We start from the raw sequence: 18,440 nt of genomic DNA on the forward strand, positions 1-18,440 counted from the left end.
TCCACACCCTGGAGGCAGTCCGGCAGGCGCGTCACGGACCGTCACACCGAACCGATGTCGGCCTTCGCGGGTACTCTCGTGCGGAGTCGGGCTACCTCCGAACAGAAGGGCACCCATGATCGAGTTCCGCTCGGTGCGCAAGACCTACCCGGACGGTACGACCGCGGTCGAGGAGTTCGATCTGGTCATCCCTTCCCGCACCACCACCGTCTTCGTCGGCTCCAGCGGCTGCGGCAAGACGACGCTGCTCCGGATGATCAACCGCATGGTGGATCCCACCTCCGGCTCGGTCGAGATCGACGGCTCGGACGTCGCCGGGGTGAACCCCGTGGAACTCCGCCGCAGCATCGGTTACGTCATGCAGAACTCCGGGCTGCTGCCGCACCGCAAGGTCGTCGACAACATCGCGACCGTCCCGCTCCTCACCGGGGTCTCCAAGGCCGACGCGCGGCAGCGTGCCCTCGAGCTGATGGACACCGTCGGGCTCGACCGCGGCTTCGCCGACCGGTACCCCGCGCAGCTCTCCGGTGGGCAGCAGCAGCGCGTCGGCGTCGCCCGCGGGCTGGCCGTCGACCCGAACATCCTGCTCATGGACGAGCCGTTCGGCGCCGTCGACCCCCTGGTCCGCAACGACCTGCAGGAGGAACTCATCCGTCTGCAGCGCGAGCTCGGCAAGACCGTCGTCTTCGTCACGCACGACATCGACGAGGCGTTCAAGCTCGGCGACCAGGTCGTCATCCTCAAGAAGGGCGGCGAGATCGCCCAGCAGGGGACCCCGGCGCAGATCCTGGCCGAACCCGCCGACGAGTTCGTCGCGAACTTCATCGGGGTCGGCCGCGGGCGCCGCGCCCTCCGCGTGGAGCAGACCCCGACCGGCCCGGTCGTGGTCGACGGCGAGGGACGCGCAGCCGGCGTCCTGACCGGACCGGTCACGGTCGTCGACGCAGCAGCCGCGGTACCGCAGTCCGGTACCGGTGCAGCAGAGGCCGGAGCGCCTGACCGCGCTCCGGGTGCTCCGGCGCAGGGTGGGGGCATCCGGTGAAGTGGGTCCTGTCGAACCTCGACACGATCGGGGACGACACGGTCTCGCACCTCGCGATCGCCATCCCGCCGATCATCATCGCGTTCGTGCTCTCGATCCCCATCGGTTGGCTCGTGGTCCGGCTGCAGCGCCCCGGTGGCTCGCGCCTGGCCGCGGGCGTCGGCAGCAGCATCGTCACCGTCGCCGGGCTCCTGTACGCGATCCCGTCGCTCGCGCTGTTCGTCGCGTTGCCCGGCATCATCGGCACGGGCCTGCAGGACCCGATCAACGTCGTCATCAGCCTGACGCTCTACGGCCTCGCGCTCATGGTGCGCTCCACCGTCGACGGCCTGACCTCGGTGGACGCCGCGACGAAGTCCGCCTCGACGGCGATGGGCTACTCGGCGGCGCAGCGGTTCTTCCGCGTCGAGCTCCCGCTCTCCGGCCCCGTGCTGCTGGCCGGCCTGCGGGTCGTCTCGGTGTCGACCATCTCGCTCACGACCGTCGGCGCGGTGCTCGGCATCCAGAGCCTCGGATCGCTGTTCACCGACGGCCTCGCCCGCGGGATCTTCGAGGAGATCCTCTCCGGCATCGTCATGGTGCTCGTGCTCGCGTTCGTCCTGGACGGCCTGCTCGTCCTGCTCGGTCGGATCGTCATGCCGTGGACGAAGCGTGAGCCCCGCGGTCGGCGTGCCTCGCGCCGGGTGCTCCAGCGCGCGGAGGTGGCCTCGTGATCATCGGTCAGGCGTTCGGGTGGGTCTTCGACCCCACGAACTACACGGGCTACAACGCCATCCCCGGTCGGCTCTGGGAGCACGTCTGGATCACGCTGCTCGCGGTGTTCCTCGCCTCGGTCATCGCGGTACCGATCGGCTACGCCATCGGCCACACCCGTCGCGCGCGCGGCTTCTCGATCGCGGTCTCCGGCGGCATCCGTGCCCTGCCGACGCTCGGCGTGCTGTCGCTGTTCGGGCTGCTGCTCGGCATCGGGCTGCAGGCGCCGCTGCTCGCGCTCGTCGTCCTCGCGATCCCGTCGGTGCTCGCCGGCGCCTACTCGGGCATCGAGTCCGTCGGGCCGGTCACGGTCGACGCCGCGAAGGCGCAGGGGATGACCGGGTGGCAGGTGCTGTGGAAGGTCGAGATCCCGCTCGGGTTGCCACTCCTGATCGGTGGCCTCCGCGCCGCGGTCCTGCAGGTCGTCGCCACGGCGACGCTCGCCGCCTACGTCGGCGCCGGTGGCCTCGGCGGCTACTTCTTCCTCGGTCTGAAGACCCAGGACTACGCCGAGATGCTCGGCGCCTCCATCCTCGTGATCGCCCTCGCGATCGCGTTCGAGATCGTGTTCGCCGTCCTGCAGCGGGCGGCGGTGCCGAAGGGCACCGCCGACCCGTCGGACCGGCGGCGCCAGGGGTCGCGCGAGCGGGCCCGCAATCCCATCCCGGAAGGAAATCCATCGTGATCACAGCAAAGATCCGTGCCGGCGCCGCAGCAGCGCTCGCACTGGGCGTCGCCGCAGCCCTGACCGGCTGCGCGTCGAGCGACCCGCTCGACGACGGCGCCAGCGCGTCCTCCGACTCGAAGACGATCGTCGTCGGCTCGCAGCAGTACTACTCGAACGAGATCATCGCCGAGCTGTACGCCCAGGCGCTCGAGGCCAAGGGCTTCGACGTCGAGCGCAACTTCAACATCGGGCAGCGCGAGGTCTACGTCCCGCAGCTCGAGAAGGGCAAGATCGACGTCATGCCCGAGTACAGCGGCAACCTGCTGCAGTACTTCGACAAGGACTCGGACGCCAAGACCGCCGACGAGATCGACGAGGGCCTCGAGCAGGCGCTGCCGGACGGCCTCCGCGTCCTCGACGAGGCCGAGGCGACCGACCAGGACAGCTACACCGTGACCAAGGAGTTCTCCGAGGACAACGACGTCACCAGCCTGGCCGACCTCAAGGACGTCAAGGAGAAGCTGACGGTCGGCGCGAACTCCGAGTTCCAGACGCGCCCGTACGGGCCCGAGGGGCTCGACTCCGTGTACGGCGTGCAGGTCGGCTTCAAGTCGATCGAGGACTCGGGCGGTGCCCTGACGGTCAAGGCACTCAAGGACGACACGGTCCAGCTCGCCAACATCTACACGTCCGACCCGAGCATCAAGGCGAACGACTTCGTGTCGCTGGAGGACCCGGAGAACCTGATCCTGCCGCAGAACGTCATCCCCGTGGTGTCGGACAAGGTGGACGAGCAGGCCGCCGACGCGATCGACGCGGTGAACGAGAAGCTCACGGCGGACGCGCTCATCGACCTCAACACGAAGAGCACGGTCGACAAGGAGAAGGCGTCGCAGATCGCCGAGGAGTTCCTGAAGGACGAGGGCCTCGTCTCGTAGTCACACCCCTTCCACACGACAGGCGTCGGGCATCTGCCCGGCGCCTGTCGTCGTTCCCGGCCCCGTCCGCGCAGCACATCCGTGCCGCACGGTTGTGCCGTGCACGGGGTCTGCACGTTCGTGCACAGATCGGTTCTACACGTTGTCGAACGCTGTCCGGAAGCGCTACCGTGGAGGAGTCCCGAGGCTGTGACACCTGAAGTATCCGATCCACAGGAAGCTACTGACGTGCACGAACAGCGCGCGGCGACCCGGCTGGGGAACGCCGCATGAACGACCTCCTCGATCCCCTCCTGCTGTCGCGGTGGCAGTTCGGTCTCACGACCATCTACCACTTCCTCTTCGTCCCGCTGACGATCGGCATGGCCGCGGTCGTGGCCGTGTTCCAGACCGCCTGGTACCGGACCGGTCGCGCGCACTACCTGCAGCTGACGCGGTTCTTCGGGCGGATCTTCCTGATCAACTTCGCGATGGGCGTCGTCACCGGCATCGTGCAGGAGTTCCAGTTCGGCATGAACTGGTCGAACTACTCGCGCTTCGTGGGCGACGTCTTCGGAGCGCCGCTCGCGCTCGAGGGCATCCTCGCGTTCTTCTTCGAGGCGGCGTTCATCGGCGTCTGGATCTTCGGCTGGGACCGCCTGCCGAAGGGCCTGCACCTGGCGAGCATCTGGTGTGTCAGCGCCGGCACGATCATGTCGGCGTACTTCATCATCGCCGCGAACGCGTTCATGCAGAACCCGGTCGGCTTCGCGATGAACGAGGCCAAGGGGCGCGCGGAACTGACCGACATCTGGGCGGTGCTCGGCAACAAGGTCGCCCTGGCGGCGTTCCCGCACACGCTCTTCGCCTGCTTCATGGTCGCCGCGGCGGTCATCATCGCCGTCGCCGCGTACCACCTGGCCCGGAACCAGAACCTCGAGACGATGATGCCGGCGCTGAAGTTCGGCATGTGGACCATGCTGGCGGCCGGCGCGCTCACCGTCCTGACGGGCGACCAGCTCGGTCTCACCATGGTCGAGACGCAGCCGATGAAGATGGCGGCGGCCGAGGCGCTCTACAACACCGCGACCGGCAAGGACGCCTCGTTCTCGATCTTCACGCTCGGCACCCCGGACGGCGTGCACGAACTGTTCTCGATCCGGGTGCCGTACCTGCTGTCCTTCCTGTCGACGCACACCTTCAACGGCACCGTCGAGGGCATCAACGACCTGCAGGCGCAGTACACCGAGGTCTACGGCCCCGGCGACTACAAGCCGATCATCTGGGTCACCTACTGGTCGTTCCGCTGGATGATCGCCCTGGGGATCGGTGCGGTGCTGGTCTCGGTGGTCGGGCTCTGGCTGACCCGCAAGGGCCGGTTCCCCACGCAGCGCTGGGTCTGGCGCGTCGCCACCTGGACCGTGCCGCTGCCGATGGCCGCGATGATCGTCGGCTGGATCTTCACCGAGATGGGCCGCCAGCCGTGGCTCGTGTTCGGTCTGCTCCGGACGGAGGACGGCGTCTCGCCCAACGTGACCGGGCTCGAGGTGCTCATCTCGCTGCTGGTCTTCACCCTGATCTACGGCGCCCTGGCGGTCGTCGAGTTCAAGCTCATCAAGAAGGTCGCCCAGGAGGGCCCCGCCGACCCGGCAGAGGTCGACGAGGAGACCGGCGAGGTCAAGCACGAAGTGACCGTGTACTGAAATGGATGCTGTCTGATGGATCTCCCCGTCCTCTGGTTCGCGATCGTCGGCGTGTTCTTCGTCGGCTACTTCGTCCTCGACGGATTCGACTTCGGTGTCGGGATGTCCCTGCCGTTCCTCGGCAAGGACGACACCGACCGTCGGGTCCTGATCAACACCATCGGCCCGGTCTGGGACCTCAACGAGACGTGGGTCATCGTCGCCGGTGCCTGCCTGTTCGCGGCCTTCCCGGAGTGGTACGCGACGATGTTCTCCGGCTTCTACCTGGCCCTGCTGCTCATCCTCGCCGCGCTCATCGCCCGCGGGGTGTCGTTCGAGTACCGGCACCAGAACAAGCACCTCGAGTGGAAGCGCCGCTTCGACCTGATGATCGTCGTCGGCAGCGCCGTTCCCGCGTTCCTGTGGGGCGTCGCGTTCGGCAACGTCGTCCGGGGCATCCCGATGGACGCCGACCACAACTACACCGGCACGCTGTTCGACCTGCTCAACCCGTTCGCGCTGCTGACCGGCGCTGCGACGCTGCTGGTGTTCTTCACCCACGGGGTCGTGTTCGTCGCGCTCAAGACCGACGGCGAGATGCGTCAGCGGGCCATGCGGCTGGCGACGCGGGCCGGGATCGTGACCGTCGTGGTCGGCGCAGCGTTCCTGGTGTCCATGGCGTTCGTCCGCGCCACCCCGGCGTCGCTCGTGCTCTCCGTCGTCGCGGCCGTCGCGCTCGTGCTCGCCGTGCTCTGCAACGCCTGGGGCCGGGAAGGGCGCGCGTTCACGCTGATGGCCCTCACCATCGCCGCGGTCGTCCTGGCGATGTTCACGGCGATCTTCCCGGACGTCATGCCCGCCTCGAACGACCCGGCGAACAGCCTGAACGTGTACAACGCCTCGTCCGGCTCGTACACGCTCACCGTGATGAGCTGGGTGGCGCTGATCTTCGTGCCGCTGGTCTTCGCGTACCAGGCGTGGACCTACTGGGTGTTCCGCAAGCGCGTCTCCCGCGCCCAGATCACCGCGGCCGCGCACTAGGCGGCCGACGGTGAAGCCCCTCGACCCCCGACTCCTGCGGCTGTCCCGGACGGCGCGCGGCTCCATCGTCGCCGCCGCCGGCACCGGGCTGCTGCGGACGATCGCGACCATCGGGATCGCGTGGGGGATCGCCGCTGCGGTCACCCTCGGGGTCGACGCGGTCGGGGACGGCTCGGTCCCGGTCGCCTTCGGGCAGTCACTGGCGTTCCTCGGCGGCGCCTTCGCACTGCGCGCGGTCGCGGCCTGGGCGACCGACGACCTGGCAGCGCGTGCCGCGGCGACGGTGAAGAGCGAACTCCGGACCGCGGTGCTCGCCCGCGCCGCCGAGCGTGGCCCGTCCTGGCTCGCCGGCCGGTCGAGCGCCGGGTTCGCGACGACGCTCGGGCCGGGGCTCGACGCGCTCGACGCCTACTTCGGCCGGTACCTGCCGCAGCTCGCGTTGACCGCGATCGCGACACCGGCGCTCCTGGTCGCGATCGCGCTGGGCGACCTGACGAGCGGGCTGATCATCCTGTTCGCCCTGCCGGTGATCCCGGTGTTCATGATCCTGATCGGGCTGGCGACGCAGGCCCTGCAACGGAAGCAGGCGGACGCACTCGCGAAGCTCGGCGGTGCGTTCCTCGAGGCCGTCGAGGGGCTCGCCACGCTCAAGGTGTTCGGACGCGCGCGCCGCCAGGTCGGTCGCATCGGCACCGTCACCGACGAGTACCGACGGGGGACGCTCGGCGTGCTCCGGCTGTCCTTCGTCAGCGGGTTCGCACTCGAGCTCGCGGCGAGCCTGTCCGTGGCGCTCGTCGCGGTGTCGATCGGCATCCGCCTGGTCGACGGGTCGCTGGGACTCGGCGCGGCGATGTTCGTGCTCGTCCTCGCCCCCGAGGCGTTCGCTCCGATCCGCCAGGTCGGCGCCGACTTCCACGCCGCACAGGACGGCGTCGAGGCATCGGGTGCGGTGCTCGACGTCCTGTCCGACGCCGACACCGACGCCGCCGGTCCCGCGTCGGCCGCGGCCACCGTGCCCGCAGCGACCGCCCTGACCGTGCGGGGCCTGACCGTCCGACGGCCCGACGTCGTGATCGGTCCGTTCGACCTGCACGCCGGACCGGGCACGGTCGTGGTGCTCGCCGGGCCGAGCGGCTCGGGCAAGTCGAGCATCATCGCGGCGGTCCGGGGTGTGCTGGCCAGCGAGGGGGACGTGCTCCTCCCCGGCGCCGCCGGCACCACCCCCGCCGAACGGATCGCCTGGGCGGACCAGCGACCGCGACTCGTCCGCGGGACCGTCGCCGAGAACGTCGCGCTCAGCCCCACCCCCGACGACGCCGACGTCCGGACCGCGCTGCGCGACGCCGGGCTGCCGCTGGAGCCGGACCTCGAGGTCGGCGCCGGTGGCAGCGGCCTGTCCGGCGGGCAGGCGCAGCGCGTCGCCGTCGCGCGGGCCCTGTACCGGGCCCGGCGCGCGCAGACCCCCCTCGTGCTCCTGGACGAGCCGACCTCCGCGCTCGACGCCGAGGCCGAGGCCCGCGTCGTCGCGACGATCCGCGGACTCGCCGACGACGGCGCCGTCGTCGTGGTCGCCAGCCACCGACCGGCGGTCGTCGCCGCCGCGGACGTCCGTGTCGACGTCGCCCCGGACGGATCCGTCACCGTGCGACCGGGGGTGCGCGCATGAGCCGCCGGACGGCGGTCGGCCGGGAGGCCCGTGGTGCGTCCGTCCTGCGGCTCGCCATGCCGCACGGGGCCGGTTGGGCGAAGGCGGTGGCGGCCGGGTCGCTCAGCGCCCTCTGCGCGGTGGCGCTGCTCGCGGCGAGCGGGTACCTCATCACCCGGGCCGCCGAGCACCCGCCGATCCTCTACCTCACCCTCGTGATGGTCGGCGTGCGGGCGTTCGCGCTCGGGCGTGCGGTGCTGCGGTACGTCGACCGACTGGCCGGACACGACGCGTCGTTCCGGCAACTCGCCGTGGTGCGCACGGAGATGTACCGACGGCTCGCATCGGTCGCGCCCGCGGGGCTCGGGCGCACCGGGCGCGGCGACCTGATGACACGACTCGTCACGGACACCGACCGGCTGCAGGACCTGCCGATCCGGGTCGTGGGCCCGCTCGTGTCCGCGGTCGTTGCCGCCGTGCTGTCCGTGGTCGCGGTCGCCCTGGTGTCGGTGCCGGCGGCGCTCGTGCTGGTCCTCGCACTCGCGGTCGCGGCCCTGGTCGGATCGGTCGCCACGACGGCGATCGCGGAGCGCTCCGAGCGCGAGACCGCGGCCGACCGGGGTCGGGTGGCCGACCTGGTGCTCGACACGGTCCGGACGCTGGACGTCTTCGCCGCCTACGGCACCCTGCAGGGACGGCTCGCCCACATCGCGCGGCTCGACGCCGCGGTCACCCGGGCCGTGCGGCGCCGGAGCGCGGTGGAGTCCCTCGTGGGTGCCCTCGTCGGGCTCGTCGGCGGCGGTGCCGTCATCGGCGTGCTCGCCGTCGCCGCCCCCGCGGTGGTGTCCGGTGCGCTGCGCGGTCCGCTCTGGGCCCTCGCGGTCTTCGTGCCGCTCGCGCTGTTCGAGGTCGTCGGCAGCGTGCCGCTCGCGGTCCTCACGTTCCGTCGGGTGCGGGCCGCCGCCGACCGCGTGGAGGAGATCGTGCCGACCGAGGTCCCCGCGGGGATCGTCGCCGAGCCCGACGAGGACGCGGACCCCGCCGCGCTCGTGGTCGACGGTCCGGTGACGGTCGCCGTGCGCGACCTGACGGTGCGCTGGCCTGGGGCCGACCGTCCGGCGGTCGACGGCGTCTCCTTCGACCTGCACCCGGGCGAGGTCGTCGTGCTCGCCGGACCGAGCGGCGCGGGGAAGAGCACGCTCGTCGACGCGCTCCTCCGGTTCGTCGACCACCGGGGCTCGTACACGCTCGACGGCGTCGAGGCCCGGACCATGCACCCCGACGCCGTGCGCGCCCGGATCGGGCTCATCGAGCAGGACCCGTTCGTGTTCGACCAGTCCGTGCGCCAGAACCTGCTGTTCGCGCGCGACACGGCGACCGACGCCGAACTGCTCGCCGTGCTCGACCGCGTGGGACTCGGCAACTGGGTCGGACGGCGCGGTGGGCTCGACGCCCCCGTGGGGGAGCGCGGCGCCCTGGTCTCCGGCGGGCAGGCGCACCGCCTGGCCCTCGCCCGTGCGCTGCTGCACGCGTTCCCGGTGCTCATCCTCGACGAACCGACCGCCGACGTCGATCCGGACCTCGGTGCGGCGGTGCTCCGCGACCTCGTCACGACCGCCCGCGCCGCCGGGCGCACCGTCGTGATCGTGTCGCACGTGCCGGTGGCGCCGGACCTGGTCGACCGCACCCTGCGGATGCGGGACGGACGCCTGCTCGCCGGGTGAGCCGACAGGCGGACGCGGGGCGGGCCTCCCGGCTTGTATCGTTGAGGACCGTGACCACCGAGCAGCACGCCGAGGACCCGAACGCCTACGACTTCCGTCGTATCCAGGACAAGTGGCAGCCCCGCTGGGAGGAGCTCGGGCTCTTCACCACGGACCTCGACGACACGCGTCCGCGCAAGTACATCCTCGAGATGTTCCCGTACCCCTCCGGCGACCTGCACATGGGGCACGCCGAGAACTGGGCGCTCGGCGACTTCGTCGCGCGCTACTGGCGCCAGCAGGGCTTCAACGTGCTGCACCCGATCGGCTGGGACTCCTTCGGGCTGCCCGCCGAGAACGCGGCGATCAAGCGCGGGGTCGACCCGAAGGAGTGGACGTACGCGAACATCGAGCAGCAGAAGGCGTCGTTCAAGCGCTACGCGCCGTCGTTCGACTGGACCACCGAGATCCACACGTCCGACCCCGAGTACTACAAGTGGAACCAGTGGCTGTTCCTGAAGATGTACGAGAAGGGCCTGGCGTACCGGAAGGACAGCTGGGTCAACTGGGACCCGGTGGACCAGACGGTGCTCGCGAACGAGCAGGTCCTGCCCGACGGCACCTCGGACCGCTCCGGCGCCGTCGTCGTCAAGAAGAAGCTGACGCAGTGGTACTTCGCGATCACGAAGTACGCGGACCGGCTGCTCGACGACCTGAACCAGCTCGAGGGCCGGTGGCCGGCCAAGGTCATCGCGCAGCAGCGCAACTGGATCGGCCGCTCCGTCGGCGCTGACGTCGACTTCGTCATCGAGGGCCGTGACGAGCCCGTCACGGTCTTCACCACGCGCCCGGACACGATCCACGGCGTGACGTTCCTGGTGGTCGCGCCGGACTCCGACCTGGCGAGCGAGCTGGTCGCGTCGGCGCCCGACGACGTGCGTGCTGCGTTCACGGACTACCTGACCGCGACGCAGAAGACCTCCGAGATCGACCGGCAGAACGCCGACCGCCCGAAGACGGGCGTGCCGCTGGGCCGGTCCGCGATCCACCCGCTGACCGGTGAGCGCCTGCCGATCTGGGCCGCCGACTACGTGCTCGCCGACTACGGTCACGGTGCGGTCATGGCCGTCCCCGCGCACGACCAGCGCGACCTCGACTTCGCCCGGGCGTTCGACCTGCCCGTGAAGGTCGTCGTCGACACGAACGCCGCCGTGACCGGGGCGATCCCGGTCATCCCCGAGGGTGCGACGCTCGACGACTTCGACGTGCCGACCCTCGACCCGGTGGCCACCGGCGAGGCGCTGACCGGCCAGGGCCGGATGATCAACTCCGGTCCGCTCGACGGCATGTCGAAGCAGCACGCCATCACGGCGGCGATCGCCCTGCTCGAGGAGCGCGGCACCGGCCGTGCCGCCAAGACCTACCGCCTGCGCGACTGGCTCATCTCGCGCCAGCGCTTCTGGGGCACCCCGATCCCGATCATCCACGGCGCCGACGGCACGGAGCACCCGGTGCCGCTCGACGAGCTGCCGGTGCGACTGCCGGACACCGAGGGGCTCGACCTCAAGCCGAAGGGCACCTCGCCGCTCGGCGGTGCGACCGACTGGGTGAACGTCCCGAACCCGGTCGACGGCACCCCGGCGCTCCGCGATACCGACACGATGGACACCTTCGTCGACTCGTCGTGGTACTTCCTGCGCTTCCTGTCGGCACAGGACGACACGCAGGCGTTCGACCCCGCAGCTGCGCGCCGCTGGGCACCGGTCGACCAGTACATCGGTGGCATCGAGCACGCGATCCTGCACCTGCTCTACGCCCGCTTCGTCACCAAGGTGCTGTTCGACCTGGGCTACCTCGACTTCACCGAGCCGTTCTCGGCGCTGCTCAACCAGGGCATGGTGCTGTCCGGCGGGTCGAAGATGTCGAAGTCGAAGGGCGGTGTCTCGCTCGGTGACGAGCTCGACGCCAACGGTGTCGACGCCATCCGCCTGGTGATGGGCTTCGCCGGCCCGCCGGAGGACGACATCAACTGGGAGGACGTCTCGCCGTCCGCCTCGGCTCGGTTCCTGGCCCGTGCGTACCGCCTGGCGCTCGACGTCACGTCGTCGCGGGACGCCGTGTGGGCCGACGGTGACCGGGCGCTCCGTCAGGTCACCCACCGGTTCCTGGCCGACGCCCCCGGGATGATGGAGTCGTTCAAGTTCAACGTCGTGATCGCGCGGCTGATGGACCTGGTGAACGTCACCCGCAAGGCGATCGACAGCGGCCCAGGTGCCGGCGACCCCGCCGTCCGCGAAGCCGTCGAGACGATTGCGCTCGGGCTGGCCGTGTTCGCGCCGTACACCGGCGAGGAGATGTGGGAGAAGCTGGGCTACGAGGCCACCGTCGCCACGTACGGCTGGCGGAAGGCCGACCCGACGCTGCTCGTGCAGGAGACCCTGACGGCCGTCGTGCAGGTCAACGGCAAGGTGCGTGACTCGTTCGAGGTGTCGAAGTCGATCGAGGCGGACGAGCTCGAGCAGCTCGCGCGGTCGTCGGCGAACGTGCAGCGGTACATCGGTGACCGCGAGATCGTGAAGGTGATCGTGCGGGCGCCGAAGCTCGTGAACATCGCGATCAAGGGGTAGCGGGCGCCGTCGCGCGCGGCGTCTGCTGGTGCCGTCGCCCGCGGCGTCCCTCCACAGCAGGGGCGGTCGCGGCGACCGTCCACGGGCGTGACCCTCGGAGCCCGGCCGACCGGCCGGGCTCCGTAGCGTTCCGGGCATGTCGTCGCCGTCGTCTCCTGGACCGTGGTGGTCCCGTCTCGCGTTGTCGCCGCGGGCTGCCGTGGTGCTGGCCGCTGCCGTGGTCGTGGTCGCCGTCGTGGTGGTCCTGGCCGGCGCGCTGGCCGCGGGTGGCGGGGGCGCGGGCGGTGTGGTGGTCCGTGGTGCCCCGACCGCCGGGCCGGGTGGTGCGACGGGTACGCCGTCCCCGACTGCCGGTGCCGGCGCTCCGTCGACCCAGGGTGGCGGCGGCGGTCCCGACGCGGGGCGCGTGGTGGTGCACGTGCTCGGGGCGGTGCGACGCGGGGGCGTGGTCGAACTCCCGGCAGCGACCCGCGTGGGTGACGCGATCGAACGGGCCGGCGGAGCCACCGACGACGCCGACCTCGACCGGCTCAACCTGGCCCGGGTCCTGACGGACGGCGAGCGGCTGTACGTGCCGCGGGTGGGGCAGCAGGACGTACCCGAGGCGCTCGGCCCGGTCGCCGGGGGCGCCACCGCCGGGTCTCCGGACGCGGCGGCGGTCGGCGGCAGCGGCGGCGGTGCTGCCGGTTCCGGGACACCGGCCGTCGTCGACCTGAACACCGCCGACCAGGCCGCGCTCGAGAGCCTGCCCGGTATCGGCCCGGGGCTGGCCGCACGGATCATCGCGTGGCGTGACGAGCACGGTCGGTTCGCCGCGGTCGAGGACCTGCTCGACGTCAGCGGGATCGGCGACGGGCGGCTCGCCGAGCTCCGCGACCGGGTTCGGGTCTGAGGGGGACCGCGGTGCAGCTCGCGCCGAGTGTGGTCGACCTGCGGGTCGCGGTGCCTGTGGCGGTCGCCTGGGTCGTGGCCGCGCTGCTCGTCGGGCAGCCCGGTGCGGCCGCGACGGGCGGGGGCCTCGCGGCCGTCCTGGTCGTCGTCAGCGGCGTCGTGCTCGGACGGCGGCGGTCCGGGGCAGTGGCGGTCGTGGCCGGCCTGGTGTTCGTGGCGGCGGCCCTGTCCGCGCTGCTCGCGGTGTCGGTCACCGTGGGGGAGTCCCGTCGGGCACCGGAGCCGGTGCGCGCCCTCGTCGCCGGTCCGGAGGTCAGGAGCGTCGACGTCGAGGCCGTGCTGACCCGCGACCTCGCGCCGGGTGACCGGTCGGTCACCGCAAAGCTGGTGCGCGCGGGCGACCTCGACGATCTTCGTGTGCCGGTCCGCCTCGTCCCCGACGTGCACGGTGACCAATCTGGGGTCGTGCTGCCCGCCGGTGCCCGGGTCGCCGGGGCCGCGGCCCTGCAGCGGGACGGACCCGGCTCGACGACGGCCTTCGTGGTGTTCCTGCGCGGGACGCCGTCGTCGGTGCCGCCCGACGGCCTGCTCGCCGCCACCGACACCGCGCGGCGGGCCTTCGTGCAGGCCACCGCGGATCTGCCGCAGCCCGGCGCGGCACTGCTCCGCGGGCTCGCGATCGGCGACCGATCCGGACTCGACCCCGGGACCGAGTCGGCCATGGAGACCTCGGCGCTGACCCACCTGACGGCGGTGTCCGGATCGAACTGCGCCGTGGTGGTGGGCCTCGTCGTCGTGGTCGGACGGGCGTGTGGCCTGCCACGCGGCGTCCGGGCCGCGCTGGCCGTCGTGGTGCTGCTGGTGTTCGTCGTGCTCGTGCGGCCCGATCCCTCGATCGTGCGGGCGGCCGTGATGGCGATCGTGGTGCTCGTCGTGCACCTCGTCGGCCGACCCGTCCGGGGCGTGCCGCTCATCGCCCTCGCCGCGGTCGGCATGCTCGTCGCCGACCCCTGGCTCGCGCGGTCGTTCGCGTTCGCCCTGTCCGTGCTCGCCACCAGCGGGATCGTGGTGCTCGGACCACCGCTCACCGAGCTGCTGGCGCGTCGCCTGTGGACGCCCGTGGCGGCGGCGCTGGCGATCCCGGTGGCGGCCCAGGTGGCGTGCTGGCCGGTCACGATCCCGCTGTCGGCGGCGCTCCCGACCTACGCGGTCCCGGCGAACCTGCTGGCGGAGCCGTTCGCACCGGTCGTCACGGTGATCGGGCTTGCCGCGTGCGCACTGGCTCCGGTGTGGCCGCCCGGCGCGCAGGTGCTCGCGGCCGTCGCGTGGGTCCCCGCTGCCGCCGTCGGGGCCGTCGCGCACGGGGCCGCCGCCCTGCCGTACGCCTCCGTACCCTGGCCGGCCGGGGCGCTCGGGGTCGCCGCCGCCGTGCTCGTGTGCGGCTGCGTCGCGACGGCCGTGCTGGTCCGGGGTCGTGCAGGATCCCGCCTGCTGCTCGCCGCGGCGACGGTGGTCGTGATCGGCGTGGCCGCGGTGACCGTCCCCGTGCTCGTGGTCCGGGGGACGGTCCCCGACGACTGGTCGGTCGCGGCGTGCGACGTCGGGCAGGGCGATGCCGTGCTGCTCCGCGGCGACGACGCCGTCGGGCTCGTGGACACCGGTGACGACGAGGAACGGCTCCGTGCCTGCCTGGACCTGCTCGGGGTCACACGGATCGACCTCCTCGTGCTGACGCACTTCGACCGCGACCACGTCGGAGCGGTGGGCGCGGTGTCGGGCATCGCCGAGACCGCCCTGGTCGGCACCGTCGGCCGCGCCGCGGACGCCCGGGTCGTCTCAGAGCTCCAGCGTGCCGGGGTGGACGTGCGGACGGCCGACGACCGCGCCTCCGGTGTCCTCGGGTCACTCGCCTGGCGCGTGGTGTGGCCACGTGCCGGCGACCCCGACTCCGGCAACGACGCGAGCATCGTGCTGGTCACGGGTCCGCCGGAGGGGGAGCGGTGCGACGCCTGTCTGACCGGGGTCTTCCTCGGTGACCTGGGGGAGTCGTCGCAGCGCGGTCTGCGCAGCGCCGGCGCACTGCCGACGGCACCGATCGACGTCGTCAAGGTGGCGCACCACGGCTCGGCCGACCAGGACGCACAGCTCTACCGGGACCTCGCCGCGAGGGTCGGCCTCATCGGCGTCGGGGCGGACAACACCTACGGTCACCCGACGCGGTCGGCTCTCGGGGTGCTGGAGGCCGCCGGCACGGTGCCGCTCCGCACGGACGAGCGCGGCACCGTGGTGCTCGCCCGGTCCGGCGTCGACGAGGTGCGGGTCTGGACGGAACGCACGCCGTCGGCGGCCGCCCGTAGGATCGTCGGAGCACGACTCGACCCGGCACCGTCCGGGCCGGCACCACCGGAAGGACCCCATGGCCGCCAAGAAGCCCGCGCGCGCCGCCGCGAAGATCGACCAGGTCCCGTGGTCGGGCATCCGTCCGGCCCCGGTCGTCCTGGTGACCGGGCCCGAAGCGTTCCTGGCCGACCGTGCCCGCGGTGTGCTCAAGGACCTGCTGCAGGGCGAGGACCCGGCGCTCGAGGTGCACGACCTCGAGGCGGACCAGTACGCCCCCGGCCTGCTCGCCACGCTCGCCAGCCCCTCGCTGTTCGGGGAGCCCCGGCTCGTGCAGGTCACGAACGTCGAGAAGTGCACCGACGCCTTCATCACCGAGACGATCTCGTACCTGCAGGCCCCCGCCGACGACGTCACGCTGGTGCTGCGGCACGGCGGCGGTATGCGCGGCAAGAAGCTCCTCGACACCATCCGCAGCGGGGTCGGCGGTGGCGTCGAGGTGCTGTGCGACGAACTCAAGCGCGAGACCGACCGCATCGACTTCGTGAACGCGGAGTTCCGGGCCGCCCGGCGCCGGATCGCGCCCTCGGCGGTGCGGACCCTCGTGGCGGCCTTCGCGGACGACCTGGCCGAGCTCGCAGCGGCGTGCCGGCAGCTCCTGGCGGACGAGGCCGAGGAGATCACCGACAAGGTCGTCGACAAGTACTACGGCGGACGCGTCGAGACGAACGCGTTCAAGGTGGCGGACATCGCGCTCGCGGGGCGGTCAGCACCGGCGATCGTCGAGCTCCGGCACGCCCTCGCCACGGGTGAGGCACCGGTCCCGATCGTCGCGGCGTTCGCGAGCAAGATCCGCACGATGGCGAAGGTGAGCGCCTTCCGAGGCCCGAGCGGCCAGGCTGCCTCCGCGCTCGGCATGGCACCGTGGCAGGTACAGCGTGCCCAGCGTGACGTGGCGGGCTGGAGTGAGTCCGGCCTGGCGAACGCGATCATCAGCATCGCCGAGGCCGACACCGCGGTGAAGGGTGGCTCCCGCGACGCGCACTACGCGCTCGAGGTGATGGTCCGCACCATCGCCCGACGCGGCGAGCCCCGCTGAGGCGACCCGCGCCTCCCGGCCGTGGCGACCCGGCCGCCTGTCCTGCTGGTCGTCGCATCGCTCGGCGGCATCTCGTGAGCAGAAGTGGTCGGGTGCGACCTCGCGACCCGACCATTCCTGCTCACGAAGTGCCACACGCGCACGCACCCCGCGCACGCACCCCCGCACGCGCCCCGCACACGACGAAGGCCCCGCACCAACGGTGCGGGGCCTTCGTGCAGACCGGAAGGTCAGTGCGTCAGAGCGACGAGACCTTCTTCGCGATGGCCGACTTGCGGTTCGCGGCCTGGTTCTTGTGGATGACACCCTTGCTCACGGCCTTGTCGAGCTTCTTCGACGCGAGGGCCAGGGCGGCAACGGCCTTGTCCTTGTCACCGGCGGCGACAGCGTCGTTGGCGCGACGGATGTGCGTCTTGAGCTCCGACTTGTACGCCTTGTTGCGCTCGGTGGCCTTGAGGTTGGTCTTGATGCGCTTGATCTGCGACTTGATGTTCGCCATGAACTGCTCCTGCTCGTCTCGTACGGGTGGGCGCGACCGCAGGGTAGAGGGGCCCTTGGTCGCATCGCGTTCCACCCGTGGGCGGGGAACGCGGAAGCCAGCCACCAACACTACCAGGCCCGGGGGCCGCCACCAAAGCACGAAACGCCCGACCCCGGAGGCCGCCCCCAGAGCACGGAGCACCGCCGGATCCGCGAGAGCCCGCGGCCGGCCCCCGCGAAACTCCACCGCAACACTGAGCGGATACCGTGGCGGCATGCCCTCCCTCGCGTCTCGGATCGACACCGTCCCCGCCTCCGGCATCCGCAGGGTCTTCGAGCAAGCCGCACTGCTGCAGTCGAGCGGCACCGACGTGACGATGCTCGTGATCGGCGAGCCGGACGTCCCGGTGGCACCGCACATCGGCGAGGCCGCCCGACGGGCGTGGACCGAGGACCGCACCGGCTACACGCCGAACGGGGGCATTGCACCGCTCCGCGAGGCCGTGCGGGACAAGCTGCGCCGCGAGAACCGGATCGAGGCCGACCTCGAGCAGATCTGGATGACGATCGGGGCGACGCAGGCGCTGTTCCAGGCCATGACGCTGACCCTGAGCCCGGGCGACGAGGTGCTCGTGCCCGATCCCGGCTACACGACCTTCACGATGAACGCCCACATCATCGGGGCGACCCCGGTGCCGTACCGGCTCGAGCCGCAGCACGGGTTCGAGCCCGACCTGCAGGCGCTCGAGGCGACCGTCACCGAGCGCACCCGGGTGCTCGTCGTGAACTCGCCGTCGAACCCGCTCGGCTCGGTCTTCGGCGAGGACACGCTCCGAGCACTGCTGGCCTTCGCGAAGCGGCACGACCTGTGGGTCATCAGCGACGAGGTCTACGAGTACTTCACCTACGGCACCCGCCACGTCAGCCTGGCAGCCCTCGACGAGGACGACCGGGTCTTCTCCGCCTTCTCGCTGAGCAAGACGTACGCGATGACGGGCGTGCGGGTCGGCTACCTCGTGACGCCGAAGGGGCTCGGTCCCACCATGCGCACCACGCAGGAGGCGATGATCAGCTGCGTCGCCGAGCCCGACCAGTACGCGGCCCTCGCAGCCATCGTGGGGGACCACTCCGCGGTGCGCGACGCCCGGGAGCACTACCGGGCCAACCTCGACGTGGCGAAGGAGACGCTCGACGCCGCCGGCATCCGCTACCTCGACCCGCGCGGGGCGTTCTACCTGTGGGTCGACGTGTCGCACGCGTCGGACGGGGACGTCGCCGCGTGGGCCCTGGCGTTCCTGCAGCGCGAGCACGTCGCCGTCGCACCGGGCAGCGCCTTCGGCCGCACCGGCGAGGGCTGGATCCGCGTGTGCCTCGCAGCCACCCCGGACGACCTCCGCCGCGGTCTCGGCGCCCTGCCGGCTCCGGCACACGCGACCGTCTGACGGACGGGAGGCACGGTGCGGGCCCGCCCCGCGCCTCCCGTCCGCCCTGCACGACGGCCAGGGCGGTGACCGGCCTCCACAGGTCGGCCGCGGGTGCGCGCGTCGGCGTGCAAC

General features: G+C 71.8%; 13 protein-coding genes and 1 pseudogene. 13 read left to right on the plus strand and 1 reads right to left on the minus strand.

Annotation, left to right across the window (positions count from 1 at the left end; all coding sequences use genetic code 11):
* Positions 1–115: 115 nt before the first annotated feature.
* The 12 genes and pseudogenes from I8920_RS06455 (at position 116) to holA (ending at position 16,404) form a co-directional block, all read left to right on the plus strand.
* On the plus strand, positions 116–1,042 hold the full coding sequence (locus I8920_RS06455) for an ABC transporter ATP-binding protein (RefSeq protein ID WP_198658311.1): 927 nt from the start codon (positions 116–118) through the stop codon (positions 1,040–1,042).
* Entirely contained in the window at positions 1,039–1,755 is a 717-nt protein-coding gene (locus tag I8920_RS06460; RefSeq protein ID WP_198658312.1) for an ABC transporter permease, read from the plus strand. Before I8920_RS06455 ends, I8920_RS06460 begins: the two co-directional genes overlap by 4 nt.
* The gene (locus tag I8920_RS06465) at positions 1,752–2,480 is read left to right on the plus strand and encodes an ABC transporter permease (protein WP_198658313.1); all 729 of its coding nucleotides are present in this window, start codon (positions 1,752–1,754) and stop codon (positions 2,478–2,480) included. Before I8920_RS06460 ends, I8920_RS06465 begins: the two co-directional genes overlap by 4 nt.
* A complete protein-coding gene (locus I8920_RS06470) occupies positions 2,477–3,400 on the plus strand; it encodes an ABC transporter substrate-binding protein (protein WP_198658314.1) in 924 nt (307 codons plus the stop codon). The genes I8920_RS06465 and I8920_RS06470 overlap by 4 nt, the downstream gene beginning before the upstream one ends.
* Positions 3,401–3,669: 269 nt before the next feature.
* Positions 3,670–5,082: a cytochrome ubiquinol oxidase subunit I gene (locus tag I8920_RS06475; RefSeq protein ID WP_198658315.1), complete on the plus strand. Its 1,413-nt coding sequence runs from the start codon at positions 3,670–3,672 to the stop codon at positions 5,080–5,082.
* Positions 5,083–5,097: 15 nt separating this feature from the next.
* Entirely contained in the window at positions 5,098–6,102 is a 1,005-nt protein-coding gene (gene cydB / locus I8920_RS06480) for a cytochrome d ubiquinol oxidase subunit II (RefSeq protein WP_198658316.1), read from the plus strand.
* A 10-nt stretch (positions 6,103–6,112) separates the two neighbouring features.
* Positions 6,113–7,768: a thiol reductant ABC exporter subunit CydD gene (cydD, locus tag I8920_RS06485; protein WP_198658317.1), complete on the plus strand. Its 1,656-nt coding sequence runs from the start codon at positions 6,113–6,115 to the stop codon at positions 7,766–7,768.
* Complete coding sequence (gene cydC / locus I8920_RS06490; RefSeq protein WP_198658318.1) at positions 7,765–9,471, plus strand: thiol reductant ABC exporter subunit CydC; 1,707 nt, start codon at positions 7,765–7,767, stop codon at positions 9,469–9,471. The genes cydD and cydC overlap by 4 nt, the downstream gene beginning before the upstream one ends.
* Before the next feature lie 50 nt (positions 9,472–9,521).
* Positions 9,522–12,077 carry a leucine--tRNA ligase gene (gene leuS / locus I8920_RS06495; RefSeq protein WP_198658319.1) on the plus strand — a complete coding sequence of 852 codons (2,556 nt, stop codon included), beginning with the start codon at positions 9,522–9,524 and terminating at the stop codon, positions 12,075–12,077.
* 136 nt (positions 12,078–12,213) lie between these two features.
* A complete protein-coding gene (locus I8920_RS06500; protein ID WP_198658320.1) occupies positions 12,214–12,969 on the plus strand; it encodes a ComEA family DNA-binding protein in 756 nt (251 codons plus the stop codon).
* Between the two features lie 620 nt (positions 12,970–13,589).
* A pseudogene (locus tag I8920_RS16365) lies at positions 13,590–15,098 on the plus strand (ComEC/Rec2 family competence protein); the annotation flags it as partial.
* A gap of 286 nt (positions 15,099–15,384) precedes the next feature.
* A complete protein-coding gene (gene holA, locus I8920_RS06510) occupies positions 15,385–16,404 on the plus strand; it encodes a DNA polymerase III subunit delta (protein ID WP_198658321.1) in 1,020 nt (339 codons plus the stop codon).
* Between the two features lie 238 nt (positions 16,405–16,642).
* Here holA and rpsT read toward each other — a convergent pair whose 3' ends face one another.
* Positions 16,643–16,903 (minus strand): 30S ribosomal protein S20, encoded by a 261-nt coding sequence (rpsT, locus tag I8920_RS06515; protein WP_017886662.1) that lies wholly within the window; start codon positions 16,901–16,903, stop codon positions 16,643–16,645.
* A gap of 256 nt (positions 16,904–17,159) precedes the next feature.
* On the opposite strand from rpsT, the gene I8920_RS06520 reads away from it, so the two are divergent.
* The gene (locus I8920_RS06520) at positions 17,160–18,326 is read left to right on the plus strand and encodes a pyridoxal phosphate-dependent aminotransferase (protein ID WP_198658322.1); all 1,167 of its coding nucleotides are present in this window, start codon (positions 17,160–17,162) and stop codon (positions 18,324–18,326) included.
* Positions 18,327–18,440 lie beyond the last annotated feature (114 nt).

The sequence above is a fragment of the Curtobacterium sp. YC1 genome, assembly GCF_016267665.1.
Taxonomy (GTDB): Bacteria; Actinomycetota; Actinomycetes; order Actinomycetales; family Microbacteriaceae; genus Curtobacterium.

Excerpts from the sequence above, each read along its gene's own strand:
- rpsT (WP_017886662.1), bottom strand. The coding sequence starts at position 16,903 with ATGGCGAACATCAAGTCGCAGATCAAGCGCATCAAGACCAACCTCAAG.
- I8920_RS06455 (WP_198658311.1), top strand. The coding sequence starts at position 116 with ATGATCGAGTTCCGCTCGGTGCGCAAGACCTACCCGGACGGTACGACC.
- cydB (WP_198658316.1), top strand. The coding sequence starts at position 5,098 with ATGGATCTCCCCGTCCTCTGGTTCGCGATCGTCGGCGTGTTCTTCGTC.
- I8920_RS06520 (WP_198658322.1), top strand. The coding sequence starts at position 17,160 with ATGCCCTCCCTCGCGTCTCGGATCGACACCGTCCCCGCCTCCGGCATC.
- holA (WP_198658321.1), top strand. The coding sequence starts at position 15,385 with ATGGCCGCCAAGAAGCCCGCGCGCGCCGCCGCGAAGATCGACCAGGTC.
- I8920_RS06475 (WP_198658315.1), top strand. The coding sequence starts at position 3,670 with ATGAACGACCTCCTCGATCCCCTCCTGCTGTCGCGGTGGCAGTTCGGT.
- I8920_RS06500 (WP_198658320.1), top strand. The coding sequence starts at position 12,214 with ATGTCGTCGCCGTCGTCTCCTGGACCGTGGTGGTCCCGTCTCGCGTTG.
- cydC (WP_198658318.1), top strand. The coding sequence starts at position 7,765 with ATGAGCCGCCGGACGGCGGTCGGCCGGGAGGCCCGTGGTGCGTCCGTC.